Raw genomic sequence first — 24015 nt, 5'->3', positions numbered from 1 at the left:
ATGTGTGCGACAACATCTGTCGCAAATTGATCAAAAAAACCACCCACTACTCCTAATTAAATGATATTTTAAATAAATATTAAAGGAGAAATAAACAATGACAACATTCCTCAATCACTTTAAGGTAGATAAAAATTTACTTGAAGTTGACTTCTTTGACCCTAATCTGGAAACAGATACTCGCTTATACATTGATAGTTATTATTTAACTCGTTGTGAGAACATACATTCCAAGTCTGCTCTGACTACTCAGCAAAATTTTATGAAATGTTTAATGGAAGCTCTTAAAGAAAAAGATGAAATTAAAGCAAGAAAATTATGCTCCCATTTTCCTGAGCCCAAATATACTGCTGGCATTGGTGCAACTAAAGAAGGAGTAAATGGCAAAGGATCACACGATATTAAAGTTGAATATATACTCACATGCTTAAAGTCTTCTCAGGCAGCTCAGACAGGCTTATTAGAAGATCTTGAAGAATTAATATTAGTTGCAGATGGTATAGGTCTGGACACTATTTCAGATATAACGACTAGGGTCTGTTGACATTTCATAAATGGCTTGCGCTGTAGGCTAAAACTGAGCAGATCAGGCATGAAACGCAAGGAATAGCGAGATTATTGCTAAGTTTCATAACACAATCTGAGAAAGTTTTAGCCACAGCCTTTCAGGGCGAGCATATTTTTTGCTGCTATTGCGTTATGTGCCAGTCATTTAAAATGACTAAATTTCCTGTCCCATGCCTTATAGCAGCTAAAAAACCTTGCGAGATATATCTCTCATGCCGCAAACATAGACGAATTGTCAACAAACCCTAATATTTGCTTTAAACATTTTGCAGAATATACATTAGAACAATGTGAAAAATTAGGTATAGAAACGACTGAAACAAAAGAGGCTATTCATTTCTTTTGTGCAATCGATAACGAATGGAAAAAATCAAAATTTTCACTTCCTCACGCTCCTTGGGGGCCTAATAAAGTTGTTGGACCTGTAATTTTGTTACCTCAAAATATCTTGGAATCTATGATTAGCTATAAAACTAATTATTTTTTCACTAATATTAGACCTCTTGCGAAAGTAAAAAATTGTTTATACTCATCTCATGAAATATGAAAATTTAACAAGATTTAATGATGAAGAATTTAAACGACTTGTTGGAGTTCCTCGTCCATTATTCTTAAAAATGGTATCAGTGTTACAACATGCTGAACTTGCCAAGAAAAAATCTGGAAGACCTCATTCGTTGTGTTTAGAGGATCAATTGTTGTTAACTTTAAATTACTTACGCTGTTATAGAACTCAAATTGAGTTATCCGCCGACTATAACCTAGCTGAAAGTAATGTGAATCGTACGATTCAGAAAGTTGAAAATGCTCTGATTCAATCACGGATTTTCGCATTGCCGAAAAGGAATCAAAAGTTTAATGAGGGGGATTATGTAATCGTTGATGTTACTGAGTCACAGATTGAGCGTCCCAAAAAAACAAAGAAAATTCTATAGTGATAAAAAGAAGAAACATACGCTAAAAACACAGGTCATTTTTAACCCCCAATTAAAGCAAATTGTAAGTATACAGATTGAAGATGGCAGAAAACACGATCTGAACATTGCGCGTAAGCATTTGAAGGAGATGATTATTTATCCTTATATCATAGCAGATTTAGCCTATAAAGGATTTCATCAGATTAAGAGTAAGTTACTCATTCCAATCAAGAAACCTAACAATTTATCATTACCCCAAATAGCAAAACAGATCAACCAAGAAATCAGTCGGCGTAGGATCACAATTGAACATATCAACGGCAAACTTAAACATTTTCGGATATTAACAGAACGCTATAGAAATAGACGGAAACGATTTGGTCTAAGAATGAATTTAATTGCTAGAATGGTGAATTGGATGCTCTTAAATTAACTTTCGTAAGAGATCTATTGCCACCCCTTTATTTAAAGAAGAAGTTTTACGTAGAGATGCTTCAGCAAGCTTTATTTATTCTTTAAAATCTGGCGAGAAAAGAGTGAATGTAAAAAAATGCGAGAGCAATATCCTGAATTTCGAGGGGGGAAAAAGCAATATGGATGAATTAATCGCAAAAAATCCAAGACTTTTAAAAGAATATAGAGAAAAAGTAGCTAAAAAACGCTATTTAAAAAGAAAAGGTAAAAAAAGAAGATTAGAGGACGCATAAGCGTGCTTTTTATAGACAAATGTACAAGAAACAATACTATAACTTTACACTAGTTCTATCTGCGAACCTTTGATTTATACTAGCGGGATAACATTACCGGCTTTAAATCAGTTTAGCGACTTTATGAACTTAAAGAAAAATAAAAGACAGCTTGTCTGGGGTTTAAATCTGCTTGCATCTATGATGTATGGCAGCTTTACTCATGCACAGAGCATCAGCTTTCAGGATGCTGAACGTCAGTTGTTGCAAAATTCTTATAGCAGCCAAGCCTATCAAAGTCTGGAACAGGCTTCAAAACTTGAAGCTGAAGCAGTAAAAGGCGTAGGTCTGCCACGTGTCGACCTGAATGTTCGTGCCTATGCCTTTCACAGTGAAGTCGATATTCCATTAAAGCAATTTAAAAATAATCTGGAGAATTCACTCTCTCAAGGCGTGAATGGCCGGCTTAATGAGTGGGAGGCCAGTAATGGCGTGGATCTACCTGCAGGTATTACCGATCCACTGCGTGATGGACTTAACAATACTATTCATAGCGGAGTTGGTCTGATTCCGGATACGTCTAATGTCATCCTTGAAGATCAGGTGATTCGCCCCACTGTTTCCGTGATTATGCCAATATATACTGGAGGCCTCACCCGTAGTGCCAAAGAAATTGCCAATATTCAGGTCGGTCGTAGTCAGCTCAGCAACAAACAGCAGCAAGATACGCAGCGTTATGAACTGATTCAAAGTTATTTTAATGTGCAGCTCCAAAAGCAATTGCATGCAGCTGCGCTGTTTAATCTGAATGCCATGCAGCAGCATTATCGCAATGCCTTAAAAATGGAACAGCAAGGTTTTATCAGTAAAGGCCAGCGTATGCAATTTGAAGTGGCACGTAATAATGCCAAGCGCAGCCAGCAAAATACGCAGGCCAATTTGAATGCTGCGCTGTTCCAGCTGAATAATCTGCTTCAGGAAAGTAGCATCACTGAGCTTTCGACGCCTTTATTTGTCAATAAAACCGAGCCACAGGCCTTAAATCATCTGCTAAAAACTTTTAGTCAGAACTCTGCGCTGATTCAAAAAATGCAGCTGGATACCCAATTGGCCCAAGCCAATGTGAAAGCCCAGCAAGCAGCGAAAAAACCAAATGTATTTGCTTTTGGCGAATATAGTCTGGATCAAAATGAAAACTGGATTGTCGGGGTTGCCGCACGCTATAACCTGTTTTCCGGGATCGATAAAAACAAGAATATTCAGGCTGCCGAACTCAAACGCTCTGCAACAGAACTGCTTACTGCACGCACCCAGCAGGAAATTGAAAATCTGATTTATAAATCTTATAGCGAAGCACTTAGTGCACAGCAAAGTGATGTACTTCTGGCACAAAACTTGAAAGCCGCACAGGAAAATTTACGCATCCAAGAATTGTCTTTTAAAGAAGATACGGGCACCGCCACACAGGTCATCGATGCACAAAATATGCTGAGCGGACTACGAGCTGAAACTGCCTTGAATGCTTACAAATATGTGATGTCACTGGCCACACTATTACAAAGCCATGGCTCGATTGCAGAATTTCCAACCTACATTCAACATGCCAACACCCACTATATTCGCTAATGGAGCCGAACATGAACGAAGATCAAAAACCCAATGATCCTGTGAATGAAGTGGCTTCATCCAGCGATACAGAAAAATCGCCTGCGCAACAGGTAGAAACAAAAACTGAAATAGAAAACAACGCGACGACTTCGACCGAGCAACAACAAGCTCCTGAAATCGCTAAAAAGAAAAAATATTTATTGCTCGCCCTGATTCCAGTTCTGCTGGCAGTCATCGCTTTTGGATTGTGGAAAAGCTACCAACCGGCTCCGCTTGAATTGCAGGGTCGTGTAGAAGCTGAAACAGTTCAGGTGGCGACCAAAGTGCCAAGCCGTATTGAAGAAATCTATGTAGAAGAAGGTCAGCGGGTCAAAAAAGGCGATGTACTGGTGCGCTTAAACAGCCCGGAAATTCAGGCCAAAAAACAGCAAGCCGCAGCGGCTTTACAATCTGCGCTGGCCTTACAATCGACTGCTGAACGTGGCTCGCAGGAAGAAAATATCGCCAGTCTGTATGCCAACTGGCAATCGCTGAAAGCACAGCAAAATTTAGCCAAAGTTTCTTATGAGCGTGGTGCAAATTTATTGAAGGAAGGTGTGATTTCACGCCAGCGCCGTGATGAATTGTATGCAGCCAGTCAATCAGCGGCGCAAATGACAGAAGCAGCGTATCAGCAATACGCACGTGCCAAACGTGGCAGCACCTCGCAGCAAAAGAGTTCTGCCGATGCACAAGTAGATATTGCCCAGGCTGCGCTGGATGAAGCCAATGCTTTAGAAGCAGAAACCCAATTAGTAGCACCTGTAAACGGAACGGTGTCTAAAACCTATGGCAAAGTCTCGGAGCTGGTAGCCACCGCAGTCCCTGTGGTCAGCCTGATTGAAGATCAAATGTGGGTGAGCCTGAATATTCGTGAAGACCAATATGCCCCATTTCAGAAAATGAGCAGTATTGAAGGTTATATTCCCGCCCTAGATAAAACCGCCACTTTTCAAATTAGACAGATCAGTGCTGAAGGTGAATTTGCCACCATTAAGACCACACGTCAAACTGGCGGTTATGATGTGCGCAGTTTTAAGCTGCATCTTGTACCCACACCAGCGATTTCTGAACTGAAAGTCGGGATGAGCGTGTTATTTAAACTGAAAGAGACCCGATAATGTGGACGGGTATATGGCGCGAACTGCGCTATCTGCTCAGCGAAAAATGGGATCTGTGTCTGGTCACGCTGGCACCTGCACTGGTGATTATTTTATTCAGCAGCATGTTTGCTCAAGGGAAATCGGATCATTTACCGATTGCGATTATTGATCAAGACCAGAGTGCGCTGAGTCAAAGCATTTATCAACATGTGGCGCTGAATCATACTCTTAAAATTGCTACGGTGTCGGAACAAACAGCTGAAATTGAGCGCCTGTTAAATCAAAATAAAATTTGGGGTTATATCCATATTCCAAGCGGTGCCGAGCAACGTCTGGTTCGTGCCCAGGATGCTGACATCAGTATTGCTTTTAACCAGAGTTATTTCAGTATTGGAAATACCATTTCCTCGGCCATGCTGGTCAGTACCCTACAAGCACTCGCTGAAATTAGCGGACAGCAATATCTGGGCAACCGACTCCCCTCTCTCGAAGCACCGTCACCGCATATTAAAATATCTCCGCTGTATAATCCGCAGCTGAATTATGAATTCTATCTGGAACCCTATGTCATTCCGGCAATTCTGCATTTACTGCTGTGTTGTTGTGTGGCATTTTCCGTCGGTCAGGAACTGAAGTGGCAGACCTTAACAAGCTGGATTAGCAACTCATCCATCTGGATGGCATTGCTGTCTAAGAACCTGATCTATGTGGCTATTTTTAGTCTATGGACCTGGATCTGGATGTTCTGGCTGATTGAAATTCGCGGCTGGTTTGTTGCCGGCTCGCTTGCTCTGATTCTATCGGCACAATTTCTGCTATATAGCGCTTATGCATTTTTAAGCAGTGCAGTGGTTCTGGCAACCAAAGATTTAAGTAAATCTTTTGGCATCATTGCGGTCTATGGTGGTTCATCTTTAAGTTTTGCCGGTGTGACTTTACCTTTAAATAATGCGCCCCTATTCACCCAGTTCTGGTCCAATATTATTCCGTTTACGCCCTATGCCAAATTACAAACTGAACAATGGGTGATTGGTAGTCCATTGCATATTTCACTGCAAGCTGGATTCATGCTGCTGATCTATGCCCTAGTTTACGCTCTGCTGGCTTATCTGTTTCTTAAAAAAATAGTTAAAGGAGCAGTCCAATGAAATCCCTCTGGTTTTACTATCTGCAAAGCTTTAAGGATATTGTCAGTCACGGCACGATCTTTACCACGCTTATTCTATCCGTCTTGTTTTACAGCTTTTTTTATCCAACCGCTTATCAGGCACAGCAGGCTGAAGCCTTACCGATTATTATTGTCGATGAAGAACAAAGTAACTTAAGCACCCGTATTATTGGTCAAGTGGCACAAAGCCCCAATGTGGAGATTGAGGCGATTACCGGCAATTTTTCCGAGGCCAAACAATGGGTGGAATCACAAAAAGCCGATGGTATTTTACTTCTGCCGGACAATTTATCGCAAAGCTTAAGGCATGGTGAAACAGGTGGCATTGGCCTGTATTTAAGTACAGCCAACTTTTTAGTAACCAAACAAATTGGTCTGGGCTTAGCCACATCAGTTGAGCAAACTTTGGCAGATTATACTGAACGCTTTGGCAAGGTCTCGGATTTTTCACCTGCCCTTTCTGTGCATCAAATTCCTTTATTTAATCCGCTGTCCGGCTATGGCAGCTATGTCTTTCCTGCGGTTGCACCTTTAATTATCCACCAAACCATTCTTTTGGGTTTGAGTATGCTGATTTTGGTATATCGGGAAAGAAAAATAGAATTAAACACAAATGCATTGATTGGGATGTGTTTAGCGGTCTTCACCATTGGTTGTCTGGGATGTTTCTATTTATTCGGCTTTAGCTTCTGGCTATTTGATTATCCGCGCGGTGGCAACCTGCTCGGGATGCTGCTGGCTGTTGCGGTTTTTATCTACACGATAATTGGCATGACCTGCTTATTTGCTAGTTTTCTGGATCTGCCGGAACGTGCGGGGCATGTCATTGTATTTACTTCTATTCCACTGTTCTTTTTATCTGGTGCGGCCTGGCCGCATGCTGCCATGCCCACCTGGATGCAAGTCGTTGGCGAAATCCTGCCCTCTACCCAAATTGTGCAAATGTTTATTCAACTCAATCAGATGGGTGTGCCTACAACACTGATCTTGCCTAAATTGCTCTATCTTGGAATGATCGGTAGCTTGTGCTTTTTTTTGGCTTATCGACGTTTAATTTCTGGTCATCAAAGCAGATAGAGCATTATAGCAATGCTCCTATTCCACTTATTTACCCGATTCGCCAAAGACTTGAATATTGAAATTACGAATCTTGTTGCTACCATTCGGCTTGTCAAAACTAACATCATACTGAACCAGATTTTCCGGATAGGCAATTTCATAGCTGACCTTATATTGCCCAAGCTGATTGGTTGCTTCTTCAATCTCTTTGGTCATTAAAGTCTTAGACTTGTATTCACCTTGAGGAATTGAACGTGAAAAGCGTTTCATCAGCTTTTCATTGTCCTTAAACTGGGTTTGCAACTGCGGCTCTAACTGATCCAAAAACTCGTCATACTTCCCATCACGCAAATCCTCATAGGCTAGCTGTGCCGCCTTTTCCTGTTCAGGACTCGGATCTGGAATATTGTCCATTGAATTACAGCCACTCAATGCAACCGCTGCTGCCAACAACATTAATTTGGTTTTCATCGCTTACCCTTATGCAGTCAACGTTTATAAAAAAGGACGCCGAAGCGCCCTTTTTATCAGTAAAAAACTTATTCTTCTACTGAATTTTCACCGTCTTTTTCCACTTGCTCAGTTTCAGCAACTGCATCCGTTTCAGCCACTAAAGATTCTGCACCTTCAATCGCTTCAACAAACTCGTCTTCTTCAACAGCTTCAATCGCTTCTACACCCACCAGTGTTTCGTTTTCACCCAAGCGAATTAAACGTACACCTTGTGCATTACGACCTGTTTGCGCCACTTCAGAAGCGCGAGTACGCACTAATGTACCGCCATCAGAAATCAGCATCAGTTCTTTGCTTTCATCAATAGCAACTGCACCGACCAATTCACCATTACGTTCAGAGGTCTTAATGGCAATCACACCTTTACCACCACGTTTTTTGGTTGGGAAGTCGTCTACAGGTGTACGCTTACCATAACCATTCGCCGAAGCACACAAAACTTCGCCTGTTTCTGGTACTACGACTAGCGATACGATACGGCTGATGAGTGCTGAATCTGAACTGTCTTCATCATCGCCATCGACTTCTACATCTTCGACATCTTCAACTTGTGCTGAACCGAAGCTGACACGCATACCACGTACGCCTTTGGCCGCACGACCCATTGAACGTACATCGGTTTCAGCAAAACGAATCGCTTTACCTTCATTGGAGAACAACATAATTTGCTGTTCGCCATCGGTAATTGCAACACCAATTAAAGTGTCTTCTTCATTCAATTCAATGGCACGTAAACCATTCGAACGTACGTTACTGAATTGTTCCAATTCAACACGTTTCACTGTACCTGATGCCGTTGCCATAAATACATAGAAATTTTTACGCAAGGCTTCAGCTTGTGATGCAAATTCTGCAATGATTTCATCATCTAAATCGGTTGCAGAAAGCTCTACACCTAATTGTTTCAATTGCACACGTAATGCGTCAGATAAATCATCACCATCTGCTAATTCAGCAAAGGCAGCTTCTAATTCTGCATAATGTGCAGCAATGATCGCGTTGGTTTGTAGATGTGCCGCATTGGCTTTCACATAGCTACGGAAGTCTGCCAAACGCTCGGTAAATTTCTTCGGTGCATCAATGACAGGTAAAATCGCGGTGATGGTTTCATTGGCATCTAACGGCAACAAGTTCACCATTGGACGACCTTTAGCACCACGCGATGCTTGCGGCACTTCAAACACTTTCAGACGGTACACTTTACCCACATCGGTAAAGCACAACACCGTTGCGTGGTTAGAAGTCACAATTAAATGCTGCACATAATCGTCTTCTTTCATCGACGTTGCAGATTTACCACGACCACCACGACGCTGTGCTGCGTAATCTGATAATGGCTGAGTTTTTGCATAACCTGTTTGTGAAACTGTCAGTACCACTTGTTCTTCTGGGATTAAATCTTCACGCGAGAAATCAATGCGAGATTCTACAATTTCAGTACGACGTGCATCGCCATATTGTTGCAAAACTTGCGCCAATTCTTCACGAATCACGCCCATCAAAAGATTAAAGTCATTCAAAATTGCAGTTAATTCAGCAATTTGTGCCAAAATTTCAGAATATTCTGCATGTAATTTGTCTTGTTCTAGACCTGTTAAACGATGCAAACGTAATTCTAAAATTGCGGTCACTTGCGCAGGTGATAAACGATACACCTGACCATCTAAACCAAATGGGCGGTTAGGATCTTCACCTTCAATTTCGTCTGGACGTACAGAAACTGAACCAGCTTTTTCTAATAATGCGACTACACCGCCTGCTGCCCATTCGCCTACCTGTAAACGCTCACGCGCTTCGGCTGGATTTGCAGAAGATTTAATGGTTTCGATGATGGCATCAATATTGGCCAATGCGACGGTTAAGCCTTCTAAAATGTGCCCACGTTCACGTGCTTTACGCAACTCGAACATGGTACGGCGGGTCACCACTTCTTGGCGGTGACGAATAAATGCCGCAATAATATCTTTCAGGTTCATCAATTTTGGCTGACCATTGTCTAGGCAAACCATGTTGATGCTGAATGAGTTTTCTAATTGTGTATTCAAGAATAGGTTATTCACAATCACTTCAGCGTTTTCACCACGCTTCAGATCAATTGCAATACGCATCCCTTCTTTATCAGACTCATCACGTAGTTCTGAAATACCTTCGAGTTTCTTCTCTTTTACCAGTTCAGCAATACGCTCAATGGTTTTGGCTTTATTGACCTGATAAGGAATTTCAGTAAAGACGATGGTGGTACGACCGGTTTTTTGATCTTCCTCAAAATGGTACTTACCACGAATATGCAAACGGCCTTTACCTGTACGGTAAGCATCTACAATGCCTGATTTACCGTAAATAATACCGCCTGTAGGGAAGTCTGGACCTGTAATATGTTCCATCAACCCTTCAATAGAAATATTTGGATTGTCTGCATAAGCCAAACACGCATGTACTACTTCGGTCATGTTGTGTGGCGCCATATTGGTCGCCATACCTACAGCAATACCTGCAGCACCATTGACCAATAGGTTTGGAATACGAGTAGGCATCACTTGAGGAATACGCTCAGAGCCGTCGTAGTTATCTTCCCAATCGACAGTGTCCTTTTCTAAATCGGCCAACAGTTCATGAGTAAGTTTGCGCATACGGACTTCGGTATAACGCATGGCTGCGGCACTATCGCCATCAATCGAACCGAAGTTACCCTGACCATCGACCAATTGATAACGCAAACTGAAATCTTGCGCCATACGAACAATTGTTTCGTAAACTGCATAATCACCGTGAGGGTGATATTTACCGATGACGTCACCGACTACACGGGCAGACTTTTTGTAAGCTTTGTTGTAGTCATTGCCCAATTCGTGCATTGCGAATAGCACACGACGATGCACAGGTTTTAGACCATCTCGTACATCTGGCAGCGCACGTGACACAATCACGCTCATCGCATAGTCTAAATACGAGTGCTTGAGTTCATCCTCAATGGCAATCGGTCTAATTTCCGATACGCTCATGCATACTCCTTATTCTGCAAACAAATTTTGCTTGCATTTTATATGTCGTAAAACTTGCAAATGATTAGCCTGAAATGCAGGCTAAAAATAAAAACTAGCGAAAAATTATAGCATATACGCCTGTGTTTTTGTGCTTTAGAGATGATCTTAATCTTGTTAATTTACTTAAATTTAACGGTGATTTTTTAGGCAAAAAAATATTCACACCCAAGAAACAAAAGTGCTTCATATTTTTAAGAGTCACGTCAAAATATCTTCAACATATACTTGCTCGATATGTACCCACATATACGCTAAGTTCACATAATGTACTTAAAACCAATCACTGCATCTAAATTAAAAAAGACAATAAAAAACGCCCCTATGCTATTCACATAGAGGCGTTTTTGACTGTGTTCAGTAATTAGATTTTAGATACTAACTCTGGAACAACAGTGTTCAAGTCACCCACTAACCAGTAGTCAGCTACTGCGTTGATTGGCGCTTCTTCGTCTTTGTTGATCGCAACGATCACTTTAGAGTCTTTCATACCTGCCAAGTGCTGAATCGCACCAGAGATACCTACAGCGATATACAAATCAGGTGCAACGATTTTACCTGTTTGACCAACTTGCATGTCGTTTGGTACGAAGCCCGCGTCAACCGCTGCACGTGAAGCACCTTGTGCTGCACCAAGTTTGTCTGCTAATGGATCAAGTACTTTGTGATAGTTCTCACCAGAACCTACACCACGACCACCAGAAACTACAATACGTGCTGCAGTTAATTCTGGACGCTCTGATTTCACAATTTCTTCAGACACGAACTTAGAAATACCAGCATCACCTGTCACACTCGCAGCTTCAACCGCAGCCGAACCACCTTCTGCAGCCACTGGGTCAAATGCTGTACCACGTACAGTACCTACCACAATCGCTTCTGAAGATTCTACAGTTGCAATCGCGTTACCTGCATAAATTGGGCGTTTGAATGTCTTTGCAGAATCTACAGCGACGATGTCTGTGATCATGCTAACATCAAGAAGTGCAGCCGCACGCGGCAAAATGTTCTTACCTGTTGTTGTAGAGGCAGCAAGGATATGGCTATAACCTTTGCCTAATTCTGCAACAAGTTTTGCTACGTTTTCAGCCAATTGGTTTGCATAAGCCGCATCGTCAGCAAGTAATACTTTACTTACGCCTGCAACTTTAGCTGCTTGGTCTGCAACTGTTTGTGCACCAGAACCCGCAACCAATACAGTGATATCACCACCGATTTTTTGAGCTGCAGCAACAACGTTTAATGTTGCACCATTTAGTGCTTTATTGTCGTGCTCAGCGATAACTAAAATACTCATGATTTTTATCCTTCTGTATTAGATCACTTTCGCTTCGTTTTTCAATTTTTCTACAAGCTCATCTACAGATTTCACTTGTACGCCCGCTTTACGCTCAGCAGGTGCTTCAACTTTTACAGTTTTCAGCTTAGTACCTGTTGCAACGCCATAATCTGCAGGAGATTTGGTGTCTAGCGGTTTTTTACGTGCTTTCATGATGTTTGGAAGTGCCGCATAACGTGGCTCATTCAAACGTAAGTCAGTGGTGATGATTGCAGGAAGTGCAAGCTCAACAGTTTGTAAACCACCGTCAATTTCACGTGTTACCTGAACTTTGTCGCCATCTACTTTTACTTCTGAAGCAAAAGTACCCTGACCTGCACCAAGTAAAGCACCTAGCATTTGACCAACTTGGTTAGAGTCGTCATCAATAGCTTGCTTACCCAATAAAATAAGTTGAGGTTGTTCTTGTTCAACAACACCTTTTAAGATTTTAGCCACTTCAAGTGCACCAATCTCATCGGCTGTTTCAACCAAAATACCACGGTCTGCACCAAGCGCCATTGCAGAACGAATTTGTTCCTGCGCTTCTTTAGGACCAATGGATACCACTACGATTTCTGAAACAGTTCCTTTTTCTTTTAAACGAACCGCTTCTTCCACTGCGATTTCACAGAATGGGTTAATTGACATCTTAACGTTAGTTAGGTCAACTCCACTATTATCCGGCTTAACGCGAACTTTAACGTTGGCATCTACCACACGTTTTACAGCAACAAGAGCCTTCATGTAATCCTCGGCTGTTTTAGCAAAAGTAAATATTGAGAAAAGTTAATAATAACTCTTCGCTTTAAATTTTTTAGGTGTCCTATCTTGCTATGTGATCGGCATTTCGGTCAAGTCAGAATTGTCTAAACAAGGCTAAAAATGCCGAAAATTAACTGAACGATGCGTTCATACTTTTTTATTTGCAAAAATCCACAATCAAAGCGCTGATTATATAAACAATTTTAAGCTTTGATTTATATTATGTTTTTTATTGATTTATAACATCAACAAGATTGATTGAAAAATAGTTTAAATACAAAGATGTCTACAAAATATGCAAAATTCCTTACATAAAAACCGTTAACTAAACTGTCATTAAAGATAGAAACTGCCCTTATTTGCTTATTTTTTCCTGATAAAAACACCCTTTTTAAATGTGACTGTTAGTTCACTTCACAACATTGAAGCTTTTATTGGATAAGAAAGAAGCAATCTTTTGTATTTTAATGAGTATCAATGCACTACAAACACATTACCTTCATGATTTAAGGCATAAAAAAACTCAGCTTAAACTTGCTGAGTTTCTAGGAAGTCACGGTGAATATGGCTTAAATCAATCAGCTCATAGGCCTGTAAATTAAAAATTTCCCAAACCGCCAAAAAGTCTTCTTTCAGGTCAATTTTATTGGCACTGTTTGGTCGTTCTTGCCACTGTTGATCTGAAATCCATAAATAGCTTTGTTGAGTCTGTAGATTGATCGCTTGCATTTTACCTTCTGCATTAATGCCCTGAACTTGGCAATGCGCTGGCAATTCTTGCTCAATCATAGGCAAGCTAATCTCTACAAAGTGTTTTACCTGACGTAAGCCATAACCTGCAAAAATTTCTTTTTGACTCGGACTGAGCTGGTCATATTTTTCTTGAAGATTCGAAATCATGGTTTTGCCTATCATTTGATATCCAAAGTGTTATGCAGTGGAACAAAAAATAATGTCATCCATGTCTATTATTCGTGTGACCCACTCTTTCTGCTTCTTTATACTGCATAACGCACTTTTTTATTATTCTACAATAGTTGCAATGACATCTTGGTGAAAGCGCTTTTACTTAAAGTATTAAGTACAGCACAAAGGCTTTACAACTGACTGTGAGAAAAATATTTGCAGTATGAAATAGCTATATTTTAACTTGCAAAAATAATGCCGACTTTAGGTAAAGCTTTACTTTTTACTCGCACGTGGATGTGCCTGATCATAAACTCGCGCTAACTGATCAAAATCGACATGGGTATAAATTTGCGTGGTGCTTAAATTGCTATGCCCAAGCATTTCTTGGACTGCACGTATATCCCCACTATTCGACAGCATGTGACTTGCAAAACAATGTCGCAATAAGTGCGGATGCAAATCGACATTAACGCCCGCACGCTGCGCCTGAAACTTCACCCGATTTTCAATTTGGCGTGCTTTTAAAGGTTCACCTTTTTGAGTAATAAACAATGCTGCATCGGGTACAAAATCGCCCTGCCATAAAGGGTAAATCTGCAGCCATTGCATCACCGCATCTTTGGCTTTGCGACCAAAAGGCACTATACGGGTTTTATTGCCTTTACCCGTAATGCGCAGCAATTGACGGTTAAAATCTAAATCGCGGATACGTAAACTTTGTACCTCTGCTAGGCGCAAACCACTCGAATAGAGCAATTCTAAAATCGCTTTATCGCGTCGCCACATTTGTTGTTGTACTTCAGTTTCAGGTTCAGGCTGATCCAAAATTTGATGAATCGTTTCAATATCAATCAAACCCGGCAAAGGTCGTGGCTGACGTTTTAGCTGAAAATTATCAATTGGATTAAATTGTAAATACTGCCCTTGCTCGGCCCATTTCATAAACTGACGAATCGCTGACAACATGCGCTGTAAACTGCTGCTATTTAACTGTTGCTGTTCTACTTTTTGCGCTAAATAATGGCGCAAATCTGCAGCCTCTACATCATATAAGGCAAGTTGTTGTTGCTCACAAAAGCTAAAAAAATCGTTTAAATCGCGTGCGTAGGCTTTTAACGTATGCGGTGACTGCTGTTGTATTTCTCGTTCTTTGAGCCACATCTTTAATAGTTGCTGCGGATCGTACATTAGTCACGCTCCGATTGCTGAACTGCGGCAAACTGAGATAAATAAGCAGCAATGTGTTCAGCCGCCTGATCTGCATGTGTTTCTAAAAACAAATGATCACCATCATGCACAATTTTTAATACGGCTTGTGGAAATTGTTGTTGTAAAAACTCACCTACCGCCAGTGGACTTATCGGGTCTTGATCACCCCATAACAACAAAATAGGCATGTTGATTTTAGCAAAGTCTACCGTGTAATCGGCCTTTGCCTCTACAAACCAGTCAGGATAATTTAAATCACTTGCTTGATAGTCTTGTCGCCAATCTTGCACCTGAAAACTGCTTAAATCCATGCCACCAGATGTTGCAACCAATACTAATCCTTTGACTTTTTCTGGATATTGCAACGCGGCAGCAACTGCAAAAATACCACCCATCGACTGTGCAATGATAATGCAATCATCTGGGATATTCGCCAACACATAAGCCTGCAAACTTGCAAAATCATGTACCTGTGAATGTGCAGGTTGATGATTAAATTCAGGATAAGCCACAATTTTTACAGCATTCTGCCACGGCAATTTTTCAATTTTTTCGATTAGCGGATGAAAAAATGCGGTATTGCCTGAAGCGCCAGGTAAAAAAATCAGTTGCGGCATAATGAGTAGAAGTTTTTAGAGTGACATTCAGTACAGCATACCTAATCCGTGCTGCAAGATACAAAAAAGCACCATTCGTTTTGAAAAGTGCTTTTAAGTAAGATAAGAGCTGTTCATGTTAGAACGAAACATCAGCCCTGAAAATAATTTAAATCCAAACGACCGTGATAGACATTAGCAGTTGGCCCTGTCATCCACACCACATCGCCTTCACGCCATTCGATTTGCAACTTACCACCTGCCAGTTCAATTTCAACTGAATTAGACAATAAGCCACGGCGCATACCCGAAACGGCTGCAGCACATGCACCTGTACCACAAGCCAAGGTTTCACCTACGCCACGTTCAAACACACGCAAACGCGCATGTTTTTCGTCAATGATTTGCATAAAACCTGCATTGACGCGCTGTGGAAAACGCTCGTGTGATTCCACTTGTGGGCCAATACCTGCAACATCGGCAGTCAATACATCAGGCACAATGGTCACAGCATGAGGATTGCCTATGTTCACCACATCAATGGTCAATGCAGCACCATCTTTCAGCGCAATGTCATATAAGTTATCAGGCTCATCGGCAATGAATGGAATCTCATGCGGCAAGAATTTTGGATAGCCCATATTCACCCGCACCCAACCGTTTTGCCCCAATTCAGGCTCTACAATGCCTGCCTTGGTTTGCACCTTAATTTTGGTTTTGGTCGTAAGCTGACGTTCATGCACAAAACGTGCAAAACAACGCACACCATTGCCGCACTGCTCCACTTCAGAACCATCGGCATTGAAAATGCGATATTTAAAATCGACATTTGGTAAATCGGGCGGTTCCACAATCAGGAGTTGGTCAAAGCCAATCCCGAAGTGGCGGTCTGCAAGGCGTTGAATAGTCAGCGCATCCAAATACGCACGCTGGCTGATGAGATCAACCACCATGAAGTCATTGCCCAGACCATGCATTTTGGTAAATTCTAATAACATCTCGAATTCCCCTTATGGCAATAAACGCTCTCTTTCCCACAGCGATTCAATGCTTTCACGTTCACGAATTAAATGTGCTTGATCTGCATCGACCATGACTTCAGCTGCACGACCACGGCTGTTGTAGTTAGAACTCATCACAAAACCGTATGCGCCCGCACCCATTACAGCTAAAACATCATTTTCTTTGATCGCAAGCTGACGTTCTTTACCCAAGAAATCACCTGTTTCACAAATTGCACCAACCACATCCCACTCTAGCGTTTCAACATCAGTACGTGGGGTTACGGGCTGAATGTCCATCCATGCTTCATATAACGCAGGACGGATTAAGTCATTCATGGCAGCGTCAATAATCGCAAAGTTACGATGATTGGTCGGTTTGAGTAAATCAACTTTTGTTAGCAGCACGCCCGCATTGGCAGAGATACTACGACCCGGTTCCATATACACTTTAAGACCTAACTTTTCTAAAGCGGGACGTAAAGCATTGGCATATTCTTCAACCGTTGGTGGAGTTTCATCTTTATAAGTCACCCCTAAACCACCGCCAATATCAATGTGTTTGAGCTGAATACCCATTTCTTTTAAGGTATCAATCATCACAATCACGCGATCTAAAGCATCGACAAACGGTTGTGTTTCGGTCAATTGTGAACCGATGTGACAGTCAATTCCAACGATATCTAAGTTTGCTAAAGAAGCCGCATATTCATAAGTGCTATATACCGAATCAGACGGAATCCCGAACTTGTTTTCTTTTAAGCCTGTAGAAATATAAGGATGGGTTTTGGCATCGACATCTGGGTTAACCCGTAATGAAATTGGTGCTTTGACATTCATGCTTGCCGCAACTTTTTGAATACGGTCTAATTCTGCATGCGATTCTACGTTAAAGCAGGCAATTCCAACTTCCAACGCTTTTTGAATATCGGCTTCAGTTTTACCTAAACCTGAAAAAACAATTTTCGATGCATCACCACCTGCTTTGAGAACACGCGCCAATTCACCGCCTGTCACAATATCAAAACCTGCACCCAACTTAGCCAATACATTCAATACCGCAAGATTCGAGTTTGACTTTACCGCAAAACAAATTTGATGATCGATAAAGTGGAAAGCACGATCCATATCTAAATAATGCTTTTCAAAAGTCGCTTTTGAATAAACATAGAGTGGTGTGCCAAATTGCTGTGCGAGTTGTTGTAGCGAACATTGCTCGGCGTGCAAAACCCCTTGAATGCGGGTAAAACTCATGAATGTATCCTTTATCTAGAAAGCGTTAAGGTGTAGTCGATGTAGATGCAGCAGGTGCAGCAAACTGCTGTTGCACAGGTACGGCTGTGTCTGACGATGTTGCCGATTGCGTTGCACGTTTAGGCGCAGCATCTGGATATAACAAATATTTTGCGCGTTTGTCGTAATTTGGGTCATTGGGTAACTGTAATGTACCTGACTGACCACAACCGACCAAAACCACTGTTGTAAGCAAAACACTCATGCAGCAAATGACGGTACGCATCTGACCACCTATAAAATATTTTCGATGAAGTATAACGCGATCACTGCCGCGACCAAAGTGCTAATGCAGAGAGATTATATTGAGCTTAGTAAAAATTCTAGCTTACTTACTATTCTGCTGACATAGATTGACCTTATCAGGTCTGAAAAATTGCGACTTCTGACACAGATAAAGTCAATTTTATTTCAAGGCATCAATTGTCAAAATCTAAAAACTATGCAAAAAATATAACGTGCTTAAAACCAAGTTCTTTTAACAGGAAGTTTTAAAGACTGGCATATCACTTGCTTAATTTTTACAACTGTTCAATTACAGCCAATTTTAAGCATTTATAACACTGCGTTTATAAGAAGAAATTTATGCAAAATTTACAATCGATCATGGAAACCTTAAGCGGCTGGGTCTGGGGTCCATATATGCTCATTCTCATTGTGGGAACGGGTGTTTTCCTTACCTTCCGTTTATTGTTCTGGCAATTCCGCATGCTGCCTCTGGCTTTTAAACAAGTCTTTTGCAAACATGACAAAGCGCAAAAAGAACCAGGCGATATTTCACATTTCGCATCACTGATGACTGCACTCTCTGCCACCATTGGTACGGGAAATATTGCAGGTGTTGCAACGGCTTGCGTCCTCGGTGGCCCGGGTGCAGTGTTTTGGATGTGGATGACTGCCCTGTTTGGTATGGCGACCAAATATGGTGAAGGTGTTTTGGCGGTTAAATACCGTATTAAAAATGAAAAAGGGCAAATGTCAGGCGGCCCAATGTACTACATTGAACGCGGACTAAAATGGAAATGGCTCGCGATTATCTTTGCCTTTTTTGGCACAGTCGCCTCGTTTGGAATTGGTAGTTCAGTACAATCCAACACCGTAGCTTTAGCAGTTGAAAATAGCTTAGGTGTAGAAACTTGGATTACTGGCGTGGTAATTACCGTATTTTCTGCATTGGTGATTTTGGGCGGAATTAGCTCGATTTCCAAAGCATCTTCGGTGATTGTTCCGATTATGGCCATTCTGTATGTTACAGGCGGTTTAATTATTATCCTGAATAATTTACACCTTGTCGTGCCTGCATTTGAGCTAATTTTCCGTGATGCCTTTACTGGTGAAGCAGTTGCGGGCGGTGCAATTGGTGCAGTAATTCGTTACGGGGTTGCACGTGGCGTATTCTCCAACGAAGCAGGGATGGGTTCTGCCCCAATTGCTGCTGCGGCTGCAAAAACCGACCACCCTGCGCGTCAAGGTTTAGTGTCTATGACAGGTACCTTCATTGATACCATTATTGTCTGTAGCATCACGGGGATTGTTTTGGTAATGGGCTTCATTATGGCAGGTAATAGCTTTGGTGGTGCAACAGGTGCTGTACTCACCACACAGGTTTTTGACCAGTTATTGCCAGGCTTTGGTGGTTGGGTCGTCACTTTCGGGATCATCTTCTTCGCCTATTCCACCATTCTCGGTTGGAGCTATTATGGTGAAAAATGCTGTACTTATTTATTCGGCGAAAAATACGTGTTGATTTACCGCTTAATTTATATTGCTTCAGTGTTCATTGGCACCATCGCCACCCTAGATTTAGTCTGGTTATTTGCCGATACCTTTAATGGTTTAATGGCTGTACCAAACTTAATTGCCTTGTTGTTACTGTCTGGTGTGATTGCCAAAGAATCTAAAGACTTTATTGCGAAGCGCAAATCTGGCGAGTTGTATTAAATAAGCCCAATTCATTGAATTATTCCGTTCAAATCATAAATCATACAATCACCCACGTGGTTGTATGATTTTCCATGAAAAATCCAGATAACATTCATTTCGCGAACATTCCTCTGTATGCTGTAGTCAGTTTTTAATTGATGCAATGACTGGGTTATGGCAAAAGTAAAAAGTGTCTATCGCTGTGAACAATGTGGTGCAGATCATCCTAAATGGGCAGGTCAATGTTCAGAATGTGGGGAATGGAACTCACTTCATGAGGTCAGTATTGCCCCTGCGGTGACGCATCGTGCCCAACCTAAAATGGGCGGTGGCTATGCAGGACAAGCGGCCGCCATTACCACGCTTAATAAAGTGTCTGTATCGCACGAAACCCGTTTAACAACAGGCATTGGGGAATTTGACCGTGTTTTGGGTGGCGGTTTGGTTACGGGCTCTGTGGTACTGATTGGTGGAGATCCTGGTATCGGTAAATCGACCATTTTGCTACAAACTGCGACTCACATGGCGGCTGCCAATAACACCGCTTTATATATCACAGGTGAGGAATCTCTTTCGCAAGTAGCGTTACGCGCTCAACGCTTAGACTTACCCACCGATCAACTGAAAGTCATGGCAGAAACCTGTGTCGAACGGATTTGTGAAGTTTTGGCGCATGAACGCCCTGCGGTAGCCATTCTGGACTCGATTCAAACTTTATATACCGAAACGTTGCAGTCTGCTCCAGGTGGTGTTTCACAAATTCGTGAATCAGCTGCCTTGCTGACTCGTTTTGCTAAAAATAGTGGCACTGCGCTGTTTATTGTCGGTCATGTGACCAAAGAAGGGGCTTTAGCGGGGCCGCGCGTCCTTGAACACATGGTCGATTGCGTCTTGTATTTTGAAGGACAGTCAGACTCACGCTACCGTATGATTCGAGCAGTCAAAAACCGTTTCGGTGCAGTGAATGAACTGGGCGTTTTTGGCATGACCGATAAAGGCTTACGCGAGGTTGCCAATCCATCTGCGATATTTTTGAGCCGTTATGATGAGGCAATTCCAGGTTCTATTGTCATGATTAGCCGCGAAGGAACGCGACCACTTTTAGTTGAAGTACAAGCTTTGGTGGATGATGCACATGGTCAGCCTAGACGTGTGGCTTTAGGTCTGGAACAAAACCGTCTGAATATGCTATTGGCGGTGATGCATCGGCATGGCGGCGTACAAACTTCAGGGCAAGATGTGTATGTGAATGTGGTCGGCGGCTTAAAAATTACTGAAACAGGTTCAGACCTTGCTGTACTACTTGCCTGTGCTTCTAGCTTGCGTGGCAAAGCCCTGCCACAACAATTGGCAGTATTTGGTGAGGTCGGTTTATCGGGTGAAATCCGCCCAGTACCAAATGGTCAGGAACGCTTAAAAGAAGCTATTAAACACGGATTTAAATATATTATTGTGCCGCGTGGCAATGCCCCACAAAAAGCCATTGCAGGTGTGCAAATTATTGCGGTGGCGCGTTTGCATGAAGCCTTAACTGAAGCCATGAATTTAAGTGAAAACTTAGGTTAAATCCTTGGATGATATTTTTTCAGTTTCAAGAAAAAATATCATATTTATATTGAAATTCGCAGCAAATGCCTGCATAAATACACAGCTTAACTTTATTTTAATATAGGAAAATTTGATGGAAGTTCGACAGCGTGGTTTGATCGCAGCAATGCTCACAGCGACTTTATTGGTAGCTCCGTTAGCAGCAGAAGCAAAACGTGCAGGTGGCGGTAAAAGCCATGGCATGAGTCGTTCGGCTGCTCCAACTCAGTCTTACCAACAACCTCGTCAAACAACGCCAGCACAACAACCAACAACTGCACCAGCACAGCAAAAATCTGGTCCAGGCGTAGGTGGTATGGTTGCTGCAGGTGTTGCAGGTGCGGCAATTGGTGCGGTTGCTGCCAATGCCTTGGCCGATGATCAAGCTGCAAGTGCTGCCGAAGCGCAAGAGGAAAAAGGCGGTATTCCAAGCTGGATTTGGATTTTACTCGCTGCTGCTGTTGCCTTCTTCATTTTCCGTAAGATGGGCGCAAAAAAAAAACTAACGCCTAATCCGTATGCGCCAAATAGCGGTGCCAATCAGGCACCGTTTGCGCAAACACCACCTGCTGCAGCGCCACGTAACGACAATACCAATATTTTTGGTCAATCTGTTGGGGGGTCTGCCGCTTCTACCCAAGCGCCTTTTGGTCAAGCTGCCAATAATAACGCGCCATTTGGTGCAGCTTATACCAACAGTGGCAATCAATTGCCTGATGGTTCAGAGCCTGCAACCTTTTTACGTGTAGCGCGTCAGCGTTTTAACCATATTCAGTCTATGAACACAGCCAGTAATATCGCAGAAATTCAGCGTTATTTAACTCCTGATTTATATCAGTCGATGTATCAGGACATTATGGCAAACCAAGACCAAGATGTAGCAGAGTTTTCTAACTTGAATGCCATGGTGGTCGATTCTGCAACTGAAAATGGTCAATATGTCATAAGTGTACGCTTTACAGGTACAGTCAGCGAAGACCTGAACAGTTTACCGCAACCATTTACAGAAATTTGGCACTTTGTAAAACCTGCAGGCTCTAATCAAGACTGGTTAGTGGCAGGTATTCAGCAAGAGCAATAATTTCAATGGATCTAGAAAAACAGCGACTTCGGTTGCTGTTTTTTATGCCTTTCTTTATCTAAGTTGAGACCCATCATGTTTAAACAGCACGTTTAAATCTTCTAAGACATCAACACCGAATACATCCACACTTGCCACACAAAACCAAACCCTCGATTGATTAGATCTATCAAAAAGTATCATCATTCATCAATACAGTTTATTTAGCCCACCTTCTCTTTGTATCTACCCAGAGATAAATCAAATCACGTTATCCGTATCACTTTGGTTATTTCCAGTCGATCTCCATTTACTTAGCCAACAAAAAAGCCCTGCAAACGGGCAAGGCTAAATTGTTACTGTTAAATCTATTATTCAGGCAATGGAATAAATTGCTTATCGGTATTTTGAACTTTGCGCTCACCGACTGCGACTTCCAAATCTAAGGCTTCTTCACCACGTTCAACTGAAACAGTCACCGTCGTATGCGGTGCTTGTGCAGCAACATAATTAATTAAATGCGAGGTTGAAGTAATCGCTTCATCATTCACTTTTAAAATTTTGTCACCACGTTTTAAACCAGCTTCTGCAGCTGGGCCACCGCGCAGTACATCAGCAACCACTACACCGCCTTGTGCAGGTTCTAAAATGTTGTCTTGTTGCACAGGCAACAAACTAATACCTAACCAACCACGAACCACACGTCCATCTTTTAAAATCGAGTTTAAAACCTGCTGACAGACTTGTGCAGGAATTGCAAAGCCGATGCCCAATGAACCACCTGATTGCGAGAAAATTGCCGTATTTACCCCAATCAAATTCCCTGCCACATCAATCAATGCACCACCTGAGTTACCTGGATTAATTGCTGCATCGGTTTGAATGAAATCTTCATAGGTATTAATACCCAAGTCAGAACGTCCTGTCGCAGAAATAATCCCTTGAGTCACGGTTTGTCCCACACCAAATGGGTTACCAATCGCAAGTACGACATCGCCCACTTCATTGCCACTCAGTTTAAATGGCAATACAGGCAGTTTTTCTAGATCAATTTTAATGACCGCTAAGTCTGTGTCTGGGTCAGTTCCAACAACTTTTGCAACCGCACGGCGTCCATCGTGCAAAGCCACGACAATTTGTTCAGCCTGCGCGATCACATGATTATTCGTTAAAATATAACCATCTGGACGAACAATGACCCCAGACCCCAAACTGTTTTCATTTGGGCCTTGCTTAAATTGATCGGGTAACTGATTGCCAAAAAATTCACGAAATGCAGGGTCATTTAACAATGGATGATCCATTTGTTTCACTTTTTGTGTGGTAAAAATATTTACCACCGCAGGCGCTGCCACTTTAACCGCAGCGCTATACGACACCACCCCACCTGTCCGTGTTGTATCAATTAATGGTTCAACTTTCTCGGCAGGCATTTTGACCCCATCGGCAGCCACAGGCGCTTTCGGTTTTTGCAGTTGTTGCCAAGTCACAAAGCCAATAATAACCAGAATGAGTAACACCCAAGGTAACCAGGTAAAGGTCCGGCGCACGTTTTGTACCTCTAAGTAAATTTTTTTTGATGATTAAGTCATTGAATGAGCTATTGTAAAACGAAACACAAATAGAAACATAAAAAAGCCCAAGAGTTTTGTC

The 24015-nt window shown here is 42.0% G+C and carries 21 protein-coding genes; 10 read left to right on the top strand and 11 right to left on the bottom strand.

Going from position 1 to position 24015, the window contains the following annotated elements:
• The first annotated feature begins 97 nt into the window (after nt 1-97).
• The 7 genes from C3Y93_RS13975 to C3Y93_RS13945 all read left to right on the top strand — a co-directional run bounded on the left by C3Y93_RS13975 (nt 98) and on the right by C3Y93_RS13945 (nt 7165).
• Complete coding sequence (locus C3Y93_RS13975; protein WP_104853211.1) at nt 98-544, top strand: hypothetical protein; 447 nt, start codon at nt 98-100, stop codon at nt 542-544.
• Between the two features lie 255 nt (nt 545-799).
• Nucleotides 800-1114 carry a hypothetical protein gene (locus C3Y93_RS13970; protein ID WP_035310653.1) on the top strand — a complete coding sequence of 105 codons (315 nt, stop codon included), beginning with the start codon at nt 800-802 and terminating at the stop codon, nt 1112-1114.
• A protein-coding gene (locus C3Y93_RS13965) for an IS5 family transposase (protein WP_104853210.1) occupies nt 1104-1917 on the top strand; the annotation gives its coding sequence in 2 pieces (ribosomal slippage) (nt 1104-1490 and nt 1492-1917; 813 coding nt in all). Before C3Y93_RS13970 ends, C3Y93_RS13965 begins: the two co-directional genes overlap by 11 nt.
• 397 nt (nt 1918-2314) lie before the next feature.
• On the top strand, nt 2315-3796 hold the full coding sequence (locus C3Y93_RS13960; protein WP_104853209.1) for a TolC family protein: 1482 nt from the start codon (nt 2315-2317) through the stop codon (nt 3794-3796).
• An 11-nt stretch (nt 3797-3807) separates the two neighbouring features.
• Nucleotides 3808-4938, top strand: a complete 1131-nt coding sequence (locus tag C3Y93_RS13955; RefSeq protein ID WP_005252470.1) for an HlyD family secretion protein — start codon at nt 3808-3810, stop codon at nt 4936-4938.
• Nucleotides 4938-6068 carry an ABC transporter permease gene (locus C3Y93_RS13950; protein ID WP_104853208.1) on the top strand — a complete coding sequence of 377 codons (1131 nt, stop codon included), beginning with the start codon at nt 4938-4940 and terminating at the stop codon, nt 6066-6068. The genes C3Y93_RS13955 and C3Y93_RS13950 overlap by 1 nt, the downstream gene beginning before the upstream one ends.
• Complete coding sequence (locus tag C3Y93_RS13945; protein WP_096901141.1) at nt 6065-7165, top strand: ABC transporter permease; 1101 nt, start codon at nt 6065-6067, stop codon at nt 7163-7165. Before C3Y93_RS13950 ends, C3Y93_RS13945 begins: the two co-directional genes overlap by 4 nt.
• Before the next feature lie 27 nt (nt 7166-7192).
• Here C3Y93_RS13945 and C3Y93_RS13940 read toward each other — a convergent pair whose 3' ends face one another.
• From C3Y93_RS13940 to lptM, 10 genes are all read right to left on the bottom strand, one after another.
• A complete protein-coding gene (locus C3Y93_RS13940; protein ID WP_096901142.1) occupies nt 7193-7618 on the bottom strand; it encodes a DUF3887 domain-containing protein in 426 nt (141 codons plus the stop codon).
• 68 nt (nt 7619-7686) lie between these two features.
• Nucleotides 7687-10662, bottom strand: a complete 2976-nt coding sequence (gyrA, locus tag C3Y93_RS13935) for a DNA gyrase subunit A (protein WP_104853207.1) — start codon at nt 10660-10662, stop codon at nt 7687-7689.
• A 403-nt stretch (nt 10663-11065) separates the two neighbouring features.
• Nucleotides 11066-11998 (bottom strand): electron transfer flavoprotein subunit alpha/FixB family protein, encoded by a 933-nt coding sequence (locus C3Y93_RS13930; protein WP_104853206.1) that lies wholly within the window; start codon nt 11996-11998, stop codon nt 11066-11068.
• Nucleotides 11999-12016: 18 nt separating this feature from the next.
• Nucleotides 12017-12766: an electron transfer flavoprotein subunit beta/FixA family protein gene (locus C3Y93_RS13925; RefSeq protein ID WP_096901145.1), complete on the bottom strand. Its 750-nt coding sequence runs from the start codon at nt 12764-12766 to the stop codon at nt 12017-12019.
• A gap of 546 nt (nt 12767-13312) precedes the next feature.
• Entirely contained in the window at nt 13313-13684 is a 372-nt protein-coding gene (locus C3Y93_RS13920; RefSeq protein ID WP_104853303.1) for a hypothetical protein, read from the bottom strand.
• A 282-nt stretch (nt 13685-13966) separates the two neighbouring features.
• Nucleotides 13967-14881 carry a site-specific tyrosine recombinase/integron integrase gene (xerA, locus tag C3Y93_RS13915; protein ID WP_004971874.1) on the bottom strand — a complete coding sequence of 305 codons (915 nt, stop codon included), beginning with the start codon at nt 14879-14881 and terminating at the stop codon, nt 13967-13969.
• Nucleotides 14881-15519 (bottom strand): alpha/beta fold hydrolase, encoded by a 639-nt coding sequence (locus tag C3Y93_RS13910; protein ID WP_096900946.1) that lies wholly within the window; start codon nt 15517-15519, stop codon nt 14881-14883. Before C3Y93_RS13910 ends, xerA begins: the two co-directional genes overlap by 1 nt.
• A 131-nt stretch (nt 15520-15650) precedes the next feature.
• Nucleotides 15651-16496: a diaminopimelate epimerase gene (dapF, locus tag C3Y93_RS13905; RefSeq protein ID WP_004971880.1), complete on the bottom strand. Its 846-nt coding sequence runs from the start codon at nt 16494-16496 to the stop codon at nt 15651-15653.
• 12 nt (nt 16497-16508) lie between these two features.
• A complete protein-coding gene (lysA, locus tag C3Y93_RS13900) occupies nt 16509-17753 on the bottom strand; it encodes a diaminopimelate decarboxylase (RefSeq protein ID WP_004971882.1) in 1245 nt (414 codons plus the stop codon).
• A 25-nt stretch (nt 17754-17778) separates the two neighbouring features.
• Nucleotides 17779-18018: an LPS translocon maturation chaperone LptM gene (gene lptM / locus C3Y93_RS13895; RefSeq protein WP_004971884.1), complete on the bottom strand. Its 240-nt coding sequence runs from the start codon at nt 18016-18018 to the stop codon at nt 17779-17781.
• A gap of 359 nt (nt 18019-18377) precedes the next feature.
• On the opposite strand from lptM, the gene C3Y93_RS13890 reads away from it, so the two are divergent.
• The 3 genes from C3Y93_RS13890 (at nt 18378) to C3Y93_RS13880 (ending at nt 22383) form a co-directional block, all read left to right on the top strand.
• The gene (locus C3Y93_RS13890; protein WP_104853205.1) at nt 18378-19733 is read left to right on the top strand and encodes an alanine/glycine:cation symporter family protein; all 1356 of its coding nucleotides are present in this window, start codon (nt 18378-18380) and stop codon (nt 19731-19733) included.
• A 156-nt stretch (nt 19734-19889) separates the two neighbouring features.
• Nucleotides 19890-21281: a DNA repair protein RadA gene (gene radA / locus C3Y93_RS13885; protein WP_104853204.1), complete on the top strand. Its 1392-nt coding sequence runs from the start codon at nt 19890-19892 to the stop codon at nt 21279-21281.
• A 115-nt stretch (nt 21282-21396) separates the two neighbouring features.
• Nucleotides 21397-22383 carry a Tim44 domain-containing protein gene (locus C3Y93_RS13880; RefSeq protein WP_004971891.1) on the top strand — a complete coding sequence of 329 codons (987 nt, stop codon included), beginning with the start codon at nt 21397-21399 and terminating at the stop codon, nt 22381-22383.
• Nucleotides 22384-22733: 350 nt separating this feature from the next.
• Here the strand turns inward: C3Y93_RS13880 and C3Y93_RS13875 are convergent, their stop codons facing one another.
• Nucleotides 22734-23912, bottom strand: coding sequence for a trypsin-like peptidase domain-containing protein (locus C3Y93_RS13875; RefSeq protein WP_004971893.1), 1179 nt, complete (start codon nt 23910-23912; stop codon nt 22734-22736).
• Nucleotides 23913-24015: the final 103 nt, after the last annotated feature.

Origin of the sequence: Acinetobacter sp. SWBY1 (assembly GCF_002946595.1) — a bacterium.
Lineage (GTDB): Bacteria > Pseudomonadota > Gammaproteobacteria > Pseudomonadales > Moraxellaceae > Acinetobacter > Acinetobacter towneri.
The sequence above is the reverse complement of the archived record's forward strand: the minus strand, read 5'-3'. Positions and strand labels throughout refer to the sequence as shown.

Coding starts and splice junctions, on each gene's coding strand:
- C3Y93_RS13925 (WP_096901145.1), bottom strand. CDS start 12,766: ATGAAGGCTCTTGTTGCTGTAAAACGTGTGGTAGATGCCAACGTTAAA.
- lysA (WP_004971882.1), bottom strand. CDS start 17,753: ATGAGTTTTACCCGCATTCAAGGGGTTTTGCACGCCGAGCAATGTTCG.
- C3Y93_RS13950 (WP_104853208.1), top strand. CDS start 4,938: ATGTGGACGGGTATATGGCGCGAACTGCGCTATCTGCTCAGCGAAAAA.
- C3Y93_RS13880 (WP_004971891.1), top strand. CDS start 21,397: ATGGAAGTTCGACAGCGTGGTTTGATCGCAGCAATGCTCACAGCGACT.
- C3Y93_RS13930 (WP_104853206.1), bottom strand. CDS start 11,998: ATGAGTATTTTAGTTATCGCTGAGCACGACAATAAAGCACTAAATGGT.
- C3Y93_RS13940 (WP_096901142.1), bottom strand. CDS start 7,618: ATGAAAACCAAATTAATGTTGTTGGCAGCAGCGGTTGCATTGAGTGGC.
- C3Y93_RS13890 (WP_104853205.1), top strand. CDS start 18,378: ATGCAAAATTTACAATCGATCATGGAAACCTTAAGCGGCTGGGTCTGG.
- C3Y93_RS13945 (WP_096901141.1), top strand. CDS start 6,065: ATGAAATCCCTCTGGTTTTACTATCTGCAAAGCTTTAAGGATATTGTC.
- C3Y93_RS13920 (WP_104853303.1), bottom strand. CDS start 13,684: ATGATTTCGAATCTTCAAGAAAAATATGACCAGCTCAGTCCGAGTCAA.
- C3Y93_RS13955 (WP_005252470.1), top strand. CDS start 3,808: ATGAACGAAGATCAAAAACCCAATGATCCTGTGAATGAAGTGGCTTCA.
- C3Y93_RS13975 (WP_104853211.1), top strand. CDS start 98: ATGACAACATTCCTCAATCACTTTAAGGTAGATAAAAATTTACTTGAA.
- C3Y93_RS13960 (WP_104853209.1), top strand. CDS start 2,315: ATGAACTTAAAGAAAAATAAAAGACAGCTTGTCTGGGGTTTAAATCTG.
- radA (WP_104853204.1), top strand. CDS start 19,890: ATGGCAAAAGTAAAAAGTGTCTATCGCTGTGAACAATGTGGTGCAGAT.
- xerA (WP_004971874.1), bottom strand. CDS start 14,881: ATGTACGATCCGCAGCAACTATTAAAGATGTGGCTCAAAGAACGAGAA.
- dapF (WP_004971880.1), bottom strand. CDS start 16,496: ATGTTATTAGAATTTACCAAAATGCATGGTCTGGGCAATGACTTCATG.
- C3Y93_RS13910 (WP_096900946.1), bottom strand. CDS start 15,519: ATGCCGCAACTGATTTTTTTACCTGGCGCTTCAGGCAATACCGCATTT.
- lptM (WP_004971884.1), bottom strand. CDS start 18,018: ATGCGTACCGTCATTTGCTGCATGAGTGTTTTGCTTACAACAGTGGTT.
- gyrA (WP_104853207.1), bottom strand. CDS start 10,662: ATGAGCGTATCGGAAATTAGACCGATTGCCATTGAGGATGAACTCAAG.